Annotated in this window: 15 protein-coding genes; 10 read left to right on the plus strand and 5 right to left on the minus strand. The window is 41.1% G+C overall.

Features of this window, described 5'->3' with window-relative positions; all coding sequences use genetic code 11:
• Positions 1-19 precede the first annotated feature (19 nt).
• Complete coding sequence (locus CH352_RS09640; RefSeq protein WP_100705075.1) at positions 20-925, minus strand: sigma-70 family RNA polymerase sigma factor; 906 nt, start codon at positions 923-925, stop codon at positions 20-22.
• A gap of 34 nt (positions 926-959) precedes the next feature.
• Here CH352_RS09640 and CH352_RS09645 point away from each other — a divergent pair, with 34 nt between their 5' ends.
• Complete coding sequence (locus tag CH352_RS09645) at positions 960-1,868, plus strand: M23 family metallopeptidase (protein WP_165780132.1); 909 nt, start codon at positions 960-962, stop codon at positions 1,866-1,868.
• Positions 1,869-1,917: 49 nt separating this feature from the next.
• On the plus strand, positions 1,918-2,982 hold the full coding sequence (locus CH352_RS09650; RefSeq protein ID WP_100705077.1) for a histidine kinase dimerization/phosphoacceptor domain -containing protein: 1,065 nt from the start codon (positions 1,918-1,920) through the stop codon (positions 2,980-2,982).
• A 24-nt stretch (positions 2,983-3,006) separates the two neighbouring features.
• On the opposite strand, the gene dnaE is transcribed toward CH352_RS09650, so the two are convergent.
• Positions 3,007-6,528, minus strand: a complete 3,522-nt coding sequence (dnaE, locus tag CH352_RS09655; RefSeq protein WP_207766637.1) for a DNA polymerase III subunit alpha — start codon at positions 6,526-6,528, stop codon at positions 3,007-3,009.
• A 371-nt stretch (positions 6,529-6,899) separates the two neighbouring features.
• Here dnaE and CH352_RS09660 point away from each other — a divergent pair, with 371 nt between their 5' ends.
• The 4 genes from CH352_RS09660 (at position 6,900) to CH352_RS09675 (ending at position 10,299) form a co-directional block, all read left to right on the plus strand.
• Positions 6,900-7,370 (plus strand): GNAT family N-acetyltransferase, encoded by a 471-nt coding sequence (locus tag CH352_RS09660; RefSeq protein ID WP_100705079.1) that lies wholly within the window; start codon positions 6,900-6,902, stop codon positions 7,368-7,370.
• Between the two features lie 143 nt (positions 7,371-7,513).
• Positions 7,514-8,323: an efflux RND transporter periplasmic adaptor subunit gene (locus CH352_RS09665; RefSeq protein ID WP_100705080.1), complete on the plus strand. Its 810-nt coding sequence runs from the start codon at positions 7,514-7,516 to the stop codon at positions 8,321-8,323.
• 9 nt (positions 8,324-8,332) lie between these two features.
• A complete protein-coding gene (locus CH352_RS09670; protein ID WP_100705081.1) occupies positions 8,333-9,586 on the plus strand; it encodes an ABC transporter permease in 1,254 nt (417 codons plus the stop codon).
• On the plus strand, positions 9,583-10,299 hold the full coding sequence (locus CH352_RS09675; RefSeq protein ID WP_100705082.1) for an ABC transporter ATP-binding protein: 717 nt from the start codon (positions 9,583-9,585) through the stop codon (positions 10,297-10,299). Before CH352_RS09670 ends, CH352_RS09675 begins: the two co-directional genes overlap by 4 nt.
• Positions 10,300-10,328: 29 nt before the next feature.
• On the opposite strand, the gene gatB is transcribed toward CH352_RS09675, so the two are convergent.
• Complete coding sequence (gene gatB / locus CH352_RS09680; RefSeq protein WP_100705083.1) at positions 10,329-11,786, minus strand: Asp-tRNA(Asn)/Glu-tRNA(Gln) amidotransferase subunit GatB; 1,458 nt, start codon at positions 11,784-11,786, stop codon at positions 10,329-10,331.
• Between the two features lie 116 nt (positions 11,787-11,902).
• Here gatB and CH352_RS09685 point away from each other — a divergent pair, with 116 nt between their 5' ends.
• Genes CH352_RS09685 through CH352_RS09700 form a run of 4 tightly spaced genes read left to right on the plus strand, consistent with a single transcriptional unit; the run spans position 11,903 to position 14,345 of the window.
• Complete coding sequence (locus tag CH352_RS09685; RefSeq protein ID WP_100705084.1) at positions 11,903-12,661, plus strand: ParA family protein; 759 nt, start codon at positions 11,903-11,905, stop codon at positions 12,659-12,661.
• Entirely contained in the window at positions 12,636-13,370 is a 735-nt protein-coding gene (locus tag CH352_RS09690; protein ID WP_207766626.1) for a hypothetical protein, read from the plus strand. The genes CH352_RS09685 and CH352_RS09690 overlap by 26 nt, the downstream gene beginning before the upstream one ends.
• Positions 13,371-14,057, plus strand: a complete 687-nt coding sequence (locus CH352_RS09695) for a toxin-antitoxin system YwqK family antitoxin (RefSeq protein WP_100705085.1) — start codon at positions 13,371-13,373, stop codon at positions 14,055-14,057.
• Between the two features lie 6 nt (positions 14,058-14,063).
• Positions 14,064-14,345 (plus strand): hypothetical protein, encoded by a 282-nt coding sequence (locus tag CH352_RS09700; RefSeq protein ID WP_100705086.1) that lies wholly within the window; start codon positions 14,064-14,066, stop codon positions 14,343-14,345.
• Here CH352_RS09700 and CH352_RS09705 read toward each other — a convergent pair.
• Together CH352_RS09705 and CH352_RS09710 are read right to left on the minus strand one after the other, a co-directional pair.
• Positions 14,301-15,347 carry an LIC_10230 family protein gene (locus CH352_RS09705; RefSeq protein ID WP_100705087.1) on the minus strand — a complete coding sequence of 349 codons (1,047 nt, stop codon included), beginning with the start codon at positions 15,345-15,347 and terminating at the stop codon, positions 14,301-14,303. The genes CH352_RS09700 and CH352_RS09705 overlap by 45 nt on opposite strands.
• Before the next feature lie 79 nt (positions 15,348-15,426).
• Positions 15,427-16,437 carry a hypothetical protein gene (locus CH352_RS09710; RefSeq protein WP_100705088.1) on the minus strand — a complete coding sequence of 337 codons (1,011 nt, stop codon included), beginning with the start codon at positions 16,435-16,437 and terminating at the stop codon, positions 15,427-15,429.
• Positions 16,438-16,441 lie beyond the last annotated feature (4 nt).

Below are 16,441 nucleotides of genomic sequence, written 5' to 3' on the forward strand. Positions count from 1 at the left end.
GGTTTTAAGACGATTCTTTCTACTCAGACAATTCGGAAAATTTGAGTTTTTTTTGTATTTTTTCGATCAATCTGAGTAATGTAACGCTCACATTTCCCTCGGTTATCCCTAAAAGGTCAGCAACCTCTCTGTATGGAGTCCTTGCCAGGAAATGGCCTTTTTTGCGCTTTTCTAAGAGTTTTTTCCGTTGTTCGTATTTCTTCTTTAGCGCTTGGGAAGTTTTATCTATTTCTTGAGGAAGTAGAGGGGCTTTCTTAACAGTTACTGTCTGCTTTTCTTTCAACTCTAGAATATTTAAATAAAGAGACGTAATCTTGTCTTCCATACGAATATTCTCTTCTTCCCGCTTGGAAAGTTCGGAGCGAAGGCCCAAAATTTTCTTTTTTATATCGTCTACGCTCAGATTCGTTTTTTCGATCAGGAATTGGATCTCTTCTTCGTCTAGGTTGAGGTAATATATATAAGAAAGTTTAAAAATAACTCTCTTTTCTACACCTATCTCTCCTAGCACCTGATGAAAATGTTTGGTCAGCTCTTGGGCTTCTTCCACTAAATCAGGGCGAAGATCCGGTTCGTCTTCGATCGTGGCGTATTCTTTTCCTTCCTTGTTGATCTTTCCAAGGTTGGTCATTTTTAGCTCTCGTTTGGTCCTTTGCCAATCAATGAGCATATTACGTAGAACTGAGTAGAACCATGTTCTAAAACTTGATTTACCTTTGAAGCTAGAGAATCTTGCTCCGGTTTTCAGTCTTTCGAACGCATATAAGAAGAAGTCTCCGGCATCATCTTCACTGAGGTGAAAAATCTTCATCGGAAAATTGTAAATATCTTCGGAATAGGACTCGAAGAATAACTTGAGGGCGGCCTCGTCTCCTTCCCCGCAACGGGTAACTAGGTCGAGGGTTTTATCCTTTGACAAATTCATTCTTTATGTAACCTTGCACCTGAGAGCCAACGATATGAGACGTAGTATATCCCTCGGAATTATCTTGGCCGCGTTCCATCTAAGCACCTTTGCGCAAAACGATAAAGTAATAAATTTTCTTTTCCCAGTGAAAACCGACGGAATCGAGAATAAGGTTACCTCTGTGTTCGGAGAATCCAGGGGGGACCATTTTCATAATGGAATGGACATCGCTTCTGCGGGTGAGCCGGTTTTGGCGATGGCAGAAGGCAAGATCCTTTATTCACGGTTTGGCGAAGACGATCCATTTGGAGAAGAATTCGGAACCGGGAACTCTGTCTGGTTGGATCATGGAAATGGGACGTATTCTTCCTATTACCATTTGAAAGACGGGCGTCTCCCCGGTTTATTAGAAGAGCGTATAGTTGCTGCGGGAGAAAAAATTGCTTACACTGGGAACACAGGGCATTCCAGCGGGGCTCACCTCCATTTCGTCTTACTTAAAGATTTCGGAAAGACCATCCAAGACCCTATGAAGGTTTTGCCTATCGTGGAAGATGAGAGTCCTCCGGTGATCGGAAATTTGCTCATTCATCAGGACGATTATAAATACAGCCAGGTAAATGACGGGGACAATATTAATATTTCTCGGGCATTTCCGGTAACTGTCGGGATCCAGGACGCAGGAAAAAAATCGGGCCAGAGAAGAGGTGTTTCTCAGATCCAAGTTTCCTTAAATGGGCAATTATTAAAGAAGGCAAGCTTCTCCAATCTACATTACGAAAAGGGAGAATGGAAAAACTCGGAAGGGTTCCCGTTTTCTGATCTCTATTTTAAAGACCAATATTTGGTAGGTAATTTGGATTTTCGTAATGGAGAGAATGTGATCAAAGTTTTGGCCTGGGACTTCCGCCAAAATCTTACAGAAAAAACGTTTACCTTCTACGTAAACCGCATCCGTTAATTCGTCGAATAAGTCATCTATCCGGTCTTTTGGAAAATAGGGTGCACTTATGTTTGAAATCGTAGATATCCCAGGTTTACCTCGCAAAAAATTTCTTTTAGGAATCTCGATTGTAGTAGGCTTGATGTCTGCGGGGATCTTAGGTTTTGAATTTTTAACAGGCAATCATACATTTCGACCCGGATATACAGTTGCAGGAATTACTTCTATTCTATGCTGTTTTTTACTTTATAAGTCCAGATACAAAGAAGCAGTTTATCTTTCTTCTTTTTTGTTTACCTTGGCTTTGGGACTCGGAGTTGTTTACGGTCCTGGTGTTAAGAATGCAGCAGTTTGGTTCCCAGTTTTAGTTTTTTTCCAACTATACTTTTTTAATCGTAAGATAGCTCTCCTCGCTATGTTTTACTGTTTAGGACTTATATTTTGGAGGACAGGAATTCCGATCGGATCGACTGGCAGTGAAATTTATACCGATTCAATAGCTTCTCTTTGCATTCTTACGTTATTCGCTATTTTAATTGGTGCGAATTTAGATAAGTTGATCTTAGACAAAGATATTCTTTTAAAGGAACTCTCTCACAGGGTCAGAAATAATATGCAGGTCATTTTGGAGATGGTTTCGTTTCTGAAAGATTCCGAACATTCTATGGAAACTAGAAATGTTTTGCAGATTTTAGAAAGAAGAATATTGGCTCTTGCTTCCGTTCATGCGGTCTCCCAAGACGCGGAACATGTACAAAGCGTATCTATCGGAGAAGTGATCGAAAATTATTTAAATCGTATCGTTTCCAAATATAAAGCTCTTCCAGATTTGGATCCGATTGCAAAACATTATCAGCTAGATGTGAAAGAGGCTAATCTTCTTCTTTTAGTTTTAGGAGAGATAGTCTCCGCAACTTCTGAATCTGTTACGAATCATGTGGAAGATTTGAAGATCAGTTTCAGGAATCCTACCGTTAAAACTTTAGAGTTACAAGTAGAGGGAGCAAGTTTAGCAGAAGGAGATTGGAGTCGCTTTTCAAGAGACCTACTTAGTCATTCAGGCGGTGATCTAAAAGTGGATCCGAGTGGTGTCGGGAAAGTTTCAGCTAGTTTAGTTACTTTAAGAAAGTAAGTTTTATTTTTCTTATCTGCAGAATTAGACCTTAACTGCCTGTCTGGTCCCATTCGTTCCGTAGAGTCTTACATTATCTCCGAAACTTTCGTAGACCGTGCCTTCACCCAATAAGGTTACTAATCGATTCATTAACTCAGGATTTGGTTGAACGGAGTAATGATTATGGGCGCGGATTACCTTTTTCTCTTCGTCCCCCGAGATTAGATGGAAATATACTTGTGAATTTCCCTGATAAGCCGCGAGTAAAGTGTGCAGTTGGCCAATAATATCCGGCATTTTTCTATGTCGGTCCCCGAGTTTGATATGAAGTGCTTTTTCCATCTTATCTTCGATGGTTGTATCGTTCAAGATCTCGAAACTGTTTACTTTGATCTGTCCTCTGAGTTCGGATTCTCCCGCTTCTATCCTGTCTAGATCTCCCTTTAAAAACACTGCCTGGTCTTCTTTGATGAGTTCTTTGAACTTTTGGTAAACTTTAGGGAAGGCCACACATTCTATTTCTCCTGTGCGATCTTCTAACTTGAAGTTTACGAATTCTTCTTTTTTCTTGGTGAACTTAATCTTTAAAGAAGTGAGGATCCCTGCGATTTCTACTTTAGTACCTGCTTTGATATTATCTAGGGTTTCGATAGGAACCGAGTTTAGGCTTTTTAAGTGGCCTTTATATTTATCTAAAGGATGCCCGGAAAGGAAAAGACCAGTGACGGATTTTTCTCTTCTGAGTCTGTCCTCCATTTCCCATTCGTCTGCGTCTTTAGGAAGTTTCAATTCGTAACTAAGTCCGCTGTCTCCGAAAAGCGAGAATTGGCCTACTCTAGATCTTTCCTGTTCTTTTTGTGCGAAAGAAACTAAACTATCCATGGACTCGAATAAACATTTTCTAGTGTAGCCGAAAGAATCTAAGGCACCACCTTGCACTAATGCTTCGAGAATTTTTTTGTTCAATACTCGAGTGTCGATATTGGTCATGAACTCGGTGATCTCTTTGAAACCTCCGAGGTTCTTTCTAGCTTGGATAATATTTTCCGCTGCACCTTCTCCAACACCTTTCATTGCGGAGATCCCGAATCGAATTGTTTGGTCATCGATTACAGAGAAGGATACGTCGGACTCGTTTACATCAGGAGTCAAAACGTTGATCCCCATTTCCCGAGCGTTATTGATATATTTCGTGATATCGGTGGTTTTAGAATGATCCCCCGCTAATAATGCAGCCATATATTCAGTAGGATAATTGGCCTTCATGTAAGCAGTTTGATAGGTGACTAACGCGTAAGCCACGGAGTGGGATTTATTGAATCCGTATCCTCCGAATTTTTCCAACTGATCGAAAAGTTCTTCAGCGAATTTTTTAGCGTGACCTTGCGCTTGGGCACCATCGATGAACTTGATCCGCAACGGATCCATAAGTTCTTTTTTCTTCTTGGCCATAGCTTTTCGGAGCATATCCGATTCGCCCATGGTGTATCCACCCACAACACGTGAGATACTCATCACTTGCTCCTGATAAACAGTGAGCCCGAATGTTTCCTTTAAGATAACTTCGCAAGAAGAATGTGGATAGGTGACCGGCTTCTTACCGCTCTTACGCTCCAAGTATTCTTCTAACATTCCTGATTCCATTGGACCAGGCCGATAAAGTGCGATCAAGGCTACGATCTCGTCGAAATTAGAAACCTGGCTCCGAGCCACGAGATCAGTAATACCGGTGGATTCTAACTGGAAAATCCCAAGTGTATTCGCTTTTCTTAATAATGCGTAAGTGTTTGCGTCATCCAGAGGAATTTTATCTAAATCTAATTCAATCCCTCTTCTTTCTCGGACTAGTTTGATCGCATAGTTTAAGGTCGTTAAGTTTTTGAGACCGAGGATATCCATCTTGATGAGACCGACGGATTCCAAATTGTTTTTTTCGTATTGAGTTACGATCGAACGTACGCCTGGCTTGTCCTTCTCCGCAACTGTGGAAAGTGGAACTACCTCATCTAATGGATAAGGAGAAATTACCACGCCTGCAGCGTGCCTTCCGGGCTGTCTGTAGTTTCCTTCCAAACGTTTTGCGATCGCGAATATCTTTTTGTTTAAGTCGTCTTTTTCGCTGGCCTGTTTTAAGTCTCCAGACATAGCAAGAGCTTCGTCGATAGTGATTCCAGGTTTACTTGGACAATAACTTGTGAGTTTATTCGATTCCTCGAAAGGAAGATTCATCACTCTGGCAACGTCTTTGAGCGCCGCCTTTGCACCTAAAGATCCGAATGTGATGATCTGACCGACTCTATCCTCTCCATACTTTTGGCGGATATAACTGATCACTTCTTCTCGACGTTCGACACAGAAGTCCGTATCTATATCCGGCATATCCTTTCTGTCAGGATTCAAAAATCTTTCGAAGAGTAGATTGAACTGTAAAGGTTCAACGTTCGTGATTCCGAGGGCGTAAGCCACAATAGAACCTGCCGCGGAACCTCTTCCTGGACCTACAGGGATCCCTGTTTTTTTGGCGAAGTTTATATAGTCCTGAACGATCAAAAAATAACCTGCGAAATGCATGTCCTTGATTGTGTTTAGCTCGAATTCTACCCTTTCTTTGATCTCCGGAGTAACCTGAGGATAACGTTGGCGTATTCCTTCCCAAACCAGTTTTTCCATAAAACCGTATTCGTCGAAACCTTCGGGGACTTTAAACTCAGGCAGAAGATAATTGCCGAACTTTAATTTGAGATCTACTTTATCACGAACTTCTAATGTAGAATAGAATGCCTGAGGAAGTTCCGGGAAGAGTGTCTTCATTTCCGCAGGGCTTTTAACATAGAAGTGTTGGTTGAATCCGAACTCCATCTCGTCTTCGATGTTCTTTCTCATCCCGATGCGAAGAAGAATGTCCTGAGCTTCCTTATCGTCTTTTTTCAAGAAGTGAGAATCGTTCGTGACTACTAATTTGATCCCGGTTTTTTGAGCCAGATCATATACGCCCTTTGCTACAATATCCTGCTCGGGAATTCCGTGGTTTTGGATCTCTAAGTAAAAGTCTTCTTTATTGAAAATTTCGTTTAGTTTGCCGGCAAGCTGGAGCGACTCGGGAGCTTTTCCTTCTAAAATTTTGCGGTTCACTTCTCCCGCGAGACAGGCAGTTAGACAGACCAGACCTTCACTGTGCCTGTCCAAAAGATCATAATCGATCCTAGCCTTCTTATAAAAACCTTCGGTATAAGATTTACTCGCGAGCTTTATTAGATTTTTGTAACCTATTTCGTTTTTTGCTAGAAGAATAAGATGGTAAGCATTTCCGTCGGCAATCTTGAACTCTTCGGTTTCTGCTTTTCTGTTAGGAGAAACGTAAAATTCGCAACCAATGATGGGTTTTACGCCGGCTTTAACAGCTTCATTATAAAATTCAATGGCACCGAACATGTTTCCATGGTCAGTCATAGCCACGGAGCTCATACCAAGCTCCTTAACATGCTGCATTAGCTCTTTGATCCGGATCGCCCCGTCGAGCATAGAGTAAGTCGTGTGGAGATGAAGGTGGGCGAAGTCTTCCATACCAAGGGACATAATAGAAATTGGGTCCTACCTCCGTCAAGCGGAGTAGCCGGAAATCTCAAAAACCGGTTCTGGATTTCCGTATCGAAATGTCAGAATTTCCCAGAGGCTTCCCCTGAGAATCATAATGGGAAAAAATAGTAAAATCCATCATTTCTAAAATGGATCTTTAAGCCAATTTACCAAAGTCTAACCTGACTTATTTAAAAGACCCACTTGTAATGATTTTTGCTACTTATGGATCGGAAAATATTTCGAAAATAAGAGAAAGCGGATGAAAGTTTAAGAAAACAACGAGAGAGAAGGTATAATTTAGAAAATCGAAATAGACTTTAAAACGCGGAGTGTTTTTATTCCCTCCGAAAACAAATATGCAAAAAGAAAATTTGATCAATGTACGAATTGCCAGCCGTTCCGATCTAGAAGAGCTTTCGGAATTGTTCGACCTTTACCGTAAATTTTACGGATTTCCCTCCGATCTTGCCGCAGCCAAAAAGTTTTTAGAAGATAGACTCTTACATAAGGATTCTGTTTTAATCGTTGCAGAAGGAGGGGGAGGTTTATTAGGTTTCGCGCAACTGTATCCCGTCTTCTCCACCCTATCTTTAAAAAGAGATTATATACTCAACGATCTGTATATTAGAGAAACGGAACGTAGAAAAGGGACTGCTAAAAAGATCCTGAAGGAAGTTGCGAATCATGTTATAGAACATGGTGGCAAGGGGATGGGCCTAGAAACTCATCCAGACAATCGTCATGCAAGACATCTATATGAACGATTCGGGTTTAAATTGAACGAAGAATTTTTACATTATTATTGGGTAGTTCCTAAAGAGAAATGATACGGATCCTTTCCATTCAGGCGATTTTTTCCCTATTACTGGACTGATTATCCGCTGGATTGCCCTTTTATCACATCTCCTATTGACCTATTACGATAAATATCGTAAAACATAGCGAAGATCAAATATATTGGGAATTCCGAATGAGCAAGTTTCTCGCTTTTGTAAAATTCATATACTCGTCCAAAAAGCAAAGATTTGCGGCCGCCGGAATCTTCCTGGTTCTAGTCTTGCTACTTTCCTTTGCGTATATTAAAGGGAGAAAGGAAGAGATTTCACCCAGAGTAGGGCCGATTGTCGAATTAGTCTATTCTCTTGGAACGGTAAAATCGGAAAGAGTTTACCACTTAAAGTTAGGTGTTACTTCTTCTATTCGCAAGTTGTACGTTAAGGAAGGCCAGGAAGTAAAAGAGGGTGCCGACCTGCTTTATGCGGACACTGGAACCTTATTTAAAGCTCCTTTTTCCGGAACTGTAACAACGCTTCCATACCAAGAAAGCGAAGTGGTAATGCCCGGCGCTTCTATTCTTACGATTATGGATCTGAAAAGAACCTATGTTTTACTTTCTTTGGACCAGGATTCAGTGTTGAGAATGCGGCCGGGTCAAAGAGCCGAACTAAGTTTCGAAACGATCCGCGGAAATAAACTTACAGGAAAGATAGACCGTGTGTATCCTTCCGATGGACAATTTTACGTAACTGTAGATGTAGATTCGATGCCGGAAGGAGTTTTGCCCGAAATGACTGCAGACGTTGCGGTAGAGGTGGCAAAAAAAGATAAGGCACTTTTAGTTCCGGTGAGCGCTATCGAAAAAGGAAGGATCCATGTAATAAGATCCGGAAAAAAACTTTGGGTAGATGCGAAAGTCGGAGCAGTTGACGGAGAATGGTGTGAGATATTGGAAAACTCCGTTTTAGAATCTGATTCTGTCCTAATGAACGGAAGCCGATAGGAGATCGGTATGTTTTTTTTAGCCATCCGGCAATTGATCAGCCGTCCTCAACAAACCTTTCTTACCTTTTTCGGAATACTTTTAGGAACCGCTGGTTATGTAGTTTTTTCCGGAATGATGCTCGGTTTTCAAGAATATATCACCGATCAGCTGGTGAATAACGATGCTCAGATCAGAATATCTCCTAAAGACGAAGTTTTAAAGGAAGAAAGTTTTCGCGGAGTTTTTTTTCCGGAATCTTTCGTTCATTGGATCAAACCTCCATCCGGAAAAACAGATTCAACCCAGCTAACGAACGTTAAAGGATGGTTTTTGAAATTAGATCAGGATGATCGAGTAGAGGCTTATGCACCTCAATTGAATCGCCAATTGATTTTCAAGTTCGGAAAACAGACTATCCCTGCTAAACTTTTCGGAATAGACCCTGTCCGGCAAATGAAAGTTACCACAATAGGGAACTACGTTGAGAAAGGAAATTTGAAAGATCTGGACAGAGGAGGCGACGTTATTTTTGCCGGGGCCGGACTCATAGAACGTTTAGGCGCAGAAGCAGGGGACATCATCCAAGTAGTTTCTACGGACGGGAAAATTTCAAACGTAAAAGTAGAAGGGGTGATCCGGGTCGGAAACCGTATGATAGACGAGAGTTCCGTATATGCGTCGATCCGCACCGTACAGAGACTTACTCAAGCAAACGGTATTATTTCGGAAATAGTAGTTCGTTTAAAGGACGTTTCTATGGCGGCGGATGTTGCGACAGAGTGGTCCTTTTTGACTAGAGATAAGGTGCAAAGTTGGGACCAAGCGTATGAAAGTATTCTTTCGGTATTTAAGACCCAAAACATAGTAAGGAACACTACTACGTTTACCATCATTCTGGTAGTTGCATTCGGAATTTATAATGTATTAAATATGGTAGTGAATCATAAGAAAAAGGAGATAGCGATCTTAAGATCCCTCGGATTTGACGAGAATGATACGATCCGACTTTTCATTATCCAAGGATTGTTATTGGGACTGATCGGAGCCACTTTGGGACTTTTGGTCGGGGCAGCTGCTTGCTATTGGTTGGACGGTTATCCAATCGGAGGAAAGAATACGAAAGGTCCGGTAATGACGAATGTGATGAAAATCTCCTGGGATTACTGGATCTATATCCAGGCTTTTTCTCTTTCCGTGATCACGAGCGGTATAGCGGCATATATCCCTGCACGATCAGCATCCAAATTATCTCCGGTCGAGATCATTAGGGGTAGCGCATGAAACCAGATCCGAATACAATTCTTAGCTGTGATTCTCTAATTAAATCCTTCGGAGAACCGGCTACTTTAGCTATAAGTAATGTAAGTCTCAATATGAAAAAAGGAGAGTTTGTTTCTTTGACCGGCAGGTCCGGTTCCGGAAAGTCTACTTTACTTTACATGTTAAGCGGTTTGGATATTCCAACATCGGGAAAAGTATATTTGGATGGTAAAGATCTTTTCCAAATGGAAAGTCAAGAGGCTCATCGTTTTCGGAACCAAAACATCGGATTCGTTTTTCAGTTCCATTATCTGCTACCGGAATTGAGTGCGATCGAGAATATCTTAATGCCTACAAGAAAGATCGGAGAGGAAGGCAAGAAACGAGATTATGCTAGAAGCCTATTGAAGGATTTCGGATTGGAACAATGCAAAGATAAATATCCTTCACAAATGTCCGGAGGAGAGCAACAAAGGGCAGCAATTGCGAGAGCACTTATCATGGATCCTGGACTGATCTTTGCCGACGAGCCAACTGGTAACTTAGATACCGCAAACGGCGACAAAACGATGGAGATCTTTAAGAAAAGGAATAAAGAGAACGGTACAACCATCCTATACGTTACTCACGATCCAGAATATGCAGCTTTAGCCGATAGAAGGATCAATATGGTAGATGGAAAAATAGAATCCGATCAAAGGCAGAATTCGGGAAAGAAAAAATCTAAAACCTAATATCTGTCTTTAACGGAAGCGACCCGGGGTCAACCCTTTGGAGGCAGAGGCCCTAATTTATCCAGTAACATCTGATTTACTAAATTCGGATCCGCTTTTCCTTTGGAAACCTTCATCACGTAACCCACGATTGCGCCTAGAGCTCTGTCCTTACCGGATTTATATTTTTGTACAGCGTCTTCGTTAGCTGCAATTGCTTCGTCTACAATCCTTTCGATCTCTTTGTCATCACGAACTACGATCAGATTTTTTTCGGTTACGATTGTTTCCGGATCTTTGTCCGTTCCGAGCATTTCTTCGAAGACGGTTTTACCGATCTTCCCGGAAATTTTTCCGTCTGCGATCAGTTTAACTAAGCCACCGATCCTTTCAGGGCCTACTTTGAATTCGGAGATGGTAATACTTTCTTTATTAACAATTCCTAATACTTCGTCTTTGACCCAGTTGGAGGTCTTTTTAGCGTCACCGGAAACTTTGAGAGCGCTTTCGTAATAATCGGCGATCTCTCTTTCTGCGGTTAGGACTTCTGCGTCATATTTTGGAAGGCCTAATTTTTCCACGAATCTGTCCCTTCTTGCATCAGGAAGTTCCGGAAGAGATTTGCGAATATCTTCTACAATTTCTTCGGTAAGAATTACAGGAGGAAGATCCGGATCAGGGAAATATCTATAGTCATGGCTCATCTCTTTAGTTCTCATTGTGAGAGTTACATTAGATGCAGAGTCCCAAAGTTTTGTTTGTTGAGGGAAAGTTTTACCTTGAGAATACATATCCCTTTGCCATTCTACTTCGTAATCGATAGCGGCTTTGACTGCTTTAAACGAGTTTAGGTTTTTGATCTCAACTCGTGTCCCGAATTTATCTGAACCTTTCGGGCGAATGGAAACGTTTGCGTCGCAGCGAAGTGAACCTTCTTCCATATTACAATCAGAAACTCTAATATACCTGAGAATCGATTTTAGAGCTAAGAGATAAGAGTATGCTTCGTCGGAAGATCTCATTTCCGGTTCGGAAACTATCTCTATCAAAGGAGTTCCTGCTCTGTTTAAGTCCACATAAGACTGAGGGATTTTAGGATCCGCGGAGTGTATTAATTTTCCGGCATCTTCTTCTATATGAATGCGTGTGAGATTTACGAATCTAGGTTTATCTTCTCCCTTGACTGTAAAAAAGATTTTTCCGCCTTCGCAGATTGGTCTGTCGAATTGTGAAATTTGGTACCCTTTTGGAAGATCCGGATAAAAATAATTTTTTCGATCGAACTTAGTATGAAGAGTGATATTGGAACCGAGTGCAAGGCCGGCCATGATCGCTTTGGTCAGGGCTTCCTCATTTAAGACCGGTAAAGAACCGGGAAGTCCCAAACAAACCGACGAGACCTGGGAGTTAGGAGCGGCTCCGAATTTGGAAGGGCTATCGGAGAATACTTTGGAATCCGTGTTTAATTGAGCATGTACTTCCAAACCGATGATTACTTCGTATTCCATTAGGGCTCCCTTGACTCTATATCCGAAAGAACAGGAAATTTTTCCTTATTCTTGAAATTTTAGAGGCTTATGGAGTTATTCTTCCAAGAGGACCAGTACGGGCAACGGATTTTTGAATGAAACAAACTCTTTGTATCGCCAATCAAAAAGGGGGAGTGGGTAAAACCACTACGTCTGTCCATCTTGCTGTGGGTCTTGCCAGAAAGGGAGAAAAGGTTTTGCTTATAGACCTGGATGCCCAGAGCAACGCGAGTTCCGTGTTTTCGGAATCTTCTTCCAAGAATGGAAAGGATTCTTTTTTACTTTTTAGCGAGAAGGTCCCAATTCGTGAACTAATTACCCCGACCAGGATTTCCGGTTTGAGTTTGCTGCCTGCATCTTCTAAACTTTCTCAGATAGATGTATTGCTTTCCGGAAAAATGGACGGTTTTTTTATTTTGAAGGAAGCATTGGAAACTGTTGCGAACGATTTTGATTGGGTGGTGATTGATTGCCCGCCTAGTCTTTCTTTGATCACTATGAATGCTTTTGTGGCTGCGACTGGGCTCATTGTTCCATTGCAGATCTCTAAATTTTCTTTAGATGGGATAGAAGCGATCTTAGAAGCCAAAAATCATACGGTAAAAAGGTTTAACCCGGGACTGAAAATTTTGGGAGCATTATTGACCTTATTCCAACAAAGGACCACGATGTCTCAAACGGTAGTTCCGATGATTGAAGAACATCTTCGCTTATTCGAATCTAAAATCCCTCCTTCAGTTGCGGTAGAAGAGGCGCATCTTTTGAACCAGTCTTTGTACGAGTACCAACCCAAAAATAAAACAACCAAGGCCTACCAACAATTCACAGATGAGGTCTACTCTTTTGGCGGGTAAGAAGGACTTATTAAAAAAAGCGGCGGGGGCGGCAGTCAAAAAATCATTAGGGGGAGAAGTTTCCCCGGAAGAAAAATCTGACCCTAAAACCTCTGAGAAGCCCACGGTTCCAGAATCAATTCCCACTTCTTCTTTTGAACCATCTCATTCTGTCCCTGAACAAAGTTCCAAGTCCAAGTCTGGGACTTCTGAATCGCCCGAAAGCCGGGAAAAACAATTGCCCAAAAAAGAGCCCATTTTCAAGCTAAACAACGGTATGAGGATAGAAGAATACACACAAACGGGACTCCGTGATTCCAACGGAAATAAAAAATGGATCCGCATTTTCGGTGTCTTCTTGGTATTGATCTTTGTTTGGTGGATCTGGCCTTCTAAACACGAGATCTATATGGACGCGGATAAGATGACTCCGGACAAAGTTTCCGGAATGGGTTCCGAAAAAGAATACCATTTCACTCACGGACAGGACTTTTTCATTTATTATAAAAGAGGCGGTTGGTTCTCTCCCGATAAGATCAAACTTACGATCTATAAAGTGGACGAATCTAAGGAAGAGATCAGCATTCAAGAAAAAGAATTCAAACGCAGATTCGATAAATTCCAAACTTACTATGACGATTCTTTTTTCGATGACGAAGGCTCATACGAAGCGGAGATCAAAGACGAGAATGGAGAAATTCTCGTGACCAAAAAATTCACCATCGACTAGATGAAATTTTCAAAATTTATAATATTCTTCATTTGCTCCTTTGCTTTTTTTTGTGAATCCGCAGAGAGACCTAATGGTCTTCCTGTAGGTGCAAAGTACGACAAGAATATGAACGCTTATCTTCTAAATGAGCCAGGACTTGCCAGAATATATTATGATAATGGAAAGTTATATTTCGAATGTCCTTTAGATGAGAACAAACTCTATCACGGGTTATGTAAATCTTATCTTAGATCAGAAGAAGGTATCTCTTCTCAGGGAAAATACGAGCACGGTTCCAAGGTTGGCGATTGGGTTTGGTATTTTGCAGACGGCAAACCTTATATCAAACAAAGATTCGGAAGCCAGATCAAAGACGAATTCGCTCAGATTAACGGGGACGAAGGAAACGAAGAAGGTCCCTACGAGAGATATTATCCGGAAGGAATTCTGGAAGTAAAAGGCAATTATAAGAACGGACAAAAATCCGATTTTTGGCAGAAATATTTTAAAGACGGAGAATTGGAATATTCTGGCTATTATTCCAAAGGAAGAAAGATCCGCACTTGGTTCTATTATTTCCCGAATAGACAAACAGAATCCGTCGAAGTTTTTGATGAGAATGGTAACTTCTTATCTAGAACTATCTTTTCCCCCGCTGGAAAAGTCCTCTGTGAAGTTCAGAAAAAAGAATCTAGCTGCGGATAATCTTTAATGGATCCTCGGCATCTCAAACTGGAGAAGTTTGCAGCCTGGGGATTCATTATCATTACGGTTTACTTAAGTTTCTATCTTACGTTAAACCATTATGCTGGAGAAGGTTTGATACTTTCTCTGGTTGTGACCCATCTAGGAATATTTATCGCGTTCAGAAGAGTATTAGACAGAGTAAGCTATTCTATTTTAGCTTTTTCTCATATTATTCTTTGTTATTGGTTAGGAAAGAACGCTTTAGAGATTCTGTCTACTGTCGATGGATGGAAACAAGGATTCTAAGATCCCGAAGTTGATTGTGAGTAGATTAAATAAGAAAAGAATAAATACAACTACCAAAACCAAAACCAAAAGTATCATCAAAGCGATCCTGATAAATCTTACTTGCAGATAACTGATTCCCAAAGCCAAATTTTGGTATGTGCTTAACTCGGGACTTTTTCCGAATTTTAGGTAATTGCGAATATAAAACGCAGAAACCGCTATGACGGCACCTGCGATCAAGATCCCGAAAGGTTCTGAATAATTTTTTTGGAGAACGAATAGAGGAATATAAACTATATTTCCGATCAAGGTTCCCAATGCCACAATCCCTAAAAAGTGAAGAAGTGCGGTGGCAAAAGAATGGTTCCGATTACTTTCGGATCTAAATTCGGATTCATCTTCTCTCAAATTTTTAAGAGAATGAAAACGATCCGCATCTTCTTTAGAAAAAAGTTTTCCGATCGTGAACATCAGATAAACCATTCCTATGATCCAAGCGAATGCTAAGAACAACGATGGTATCACCCAAAGAAGATCTTCCGTTCTTCCTGAACTTGCGCCCGCCAAAGCGATATTCGGCATACTGAAAAGTCCATGAATAAAACCGAAAAAATATAGAATTCGATTTAAGAAAGCATAGAAGAATGCTCTGAAATAAAGAGAAAGAAAAGAAGTTAGAGATAATACAGCTAAAAATACGTAAAAGAAGATCTGCAATCTTTGTCCGAGTAAAACTCTTCCTAGTCTGTTTTTTATCTCTTCCGGTTGAGAATCGTTCGGTAGACTTGGATCTTCTATCTCTTTTAAGATCTTTTCCGTAAGGAGCATTTGAGAGATTGCACCACCCTGGAAATAAAATCCGGAGATAGGTTCTCTCGCAGTTCCATCTAACAAAGCTTCCATTGTAGAAGTGTCGTTGGTATTCAGAAAAGTAGGTTGTAGGAAAAGTTGAAATCCACTGACCAACAGAAGTACGAAAGGAATTATGTAAGTAATGGTCAGTTTAATGCGAGATTTCATATCGTAATCCGTCGATAGAGCTATGATTTTACATAGCTGGATTCTCTCCATCCAAAAAGTTGGGAGAGAAAGACTTCACTTAAAGTAAGAATACAAAAATCGCGATCATTCCGATACCAACAACTCCTAAAGCGATGAGCACAGTCAGAAGTAGACTGGATTCTCCCGCTTCTAAGGAAGCGTTGGAGGCTGCAGATACGCTCGAGCCGCCCGATTTGGAAACCGGTTTTTCGCCGGTGTAAAGCCGGACTTTGATGGAATTTTCTTCTTCGTAAATTTTACCGAAGACATCGTTTCCTATTTTAACAATGGTCTCATTCTCTACACCTTTGTTTTCCGTGGCGACAACCGTAGCCGGAATAGGTTTAATACTTCCATCTTCCGTTTTGAGTTTCATTGAATCTATGATTCCCATTGTAGTAGGATCACTTCCGGTAAGTTGTACTACGATCTGATCGCCAGGTTTGAGTTGGCTGACCGGAATTCCGGAAACAGGAGAAAGAATGAATTTAAACTGAACTCTTGAGGCGGTAGGTGGAATAGAAGCATCTATGCCTGTCGGAACTCCAATAGGGATTGTAGGGGCCTCTTCAGACATAGGATCATCGTGAGCTTCTTCAGAATCCAAAGTTTCAAAGGAAGATTTTCCGGAGCCTGCCTCATCAATCTTATCACGATCGATCAAAGAATACCAAAGACTGATATCCGGTTTAGAATTTCCCATTGCTTGGTTTTGGATTTGGTTGACTAGATACTTAATCTTGTCGTCTTCACGTTTATTGATATAATGAATGAGCTGCTCCATAAAATCGTCGGAGCGTCCGCTGTTTTGGAATAATTCCTGGAGTTTGTTCGTAAGGTTTTTAAGTTGTTTACCTTCGTATTTGATCTTTTGGCAGACATTAGTGACGTCTTTGAAGGTGGTTCCGGATAACGGAATGTTGATCAACTCGCTGTTTCCTACTGCGACTACGTCGAATCTGTCGATCCGACTGGAAACCGGATCAACGATTCCACCAAATAAGATGTAAAGAGAGGAAGCCCCGTCCCTAGACTGGAATAATAAGGAATATACTTGTTCGGCTGGCATAAAA

This window comes from Leptospira hartskeerlii, from assembly GCF_002811475.1.
In the GTDB taxonomy this organism is placed as follows: domain Bacteria; phylum Spirochaetota; class Leptospiria; order Leptospirales; family Leptospiraceae; genus Leptospira_B; species Leptospira_B hartskeerlii.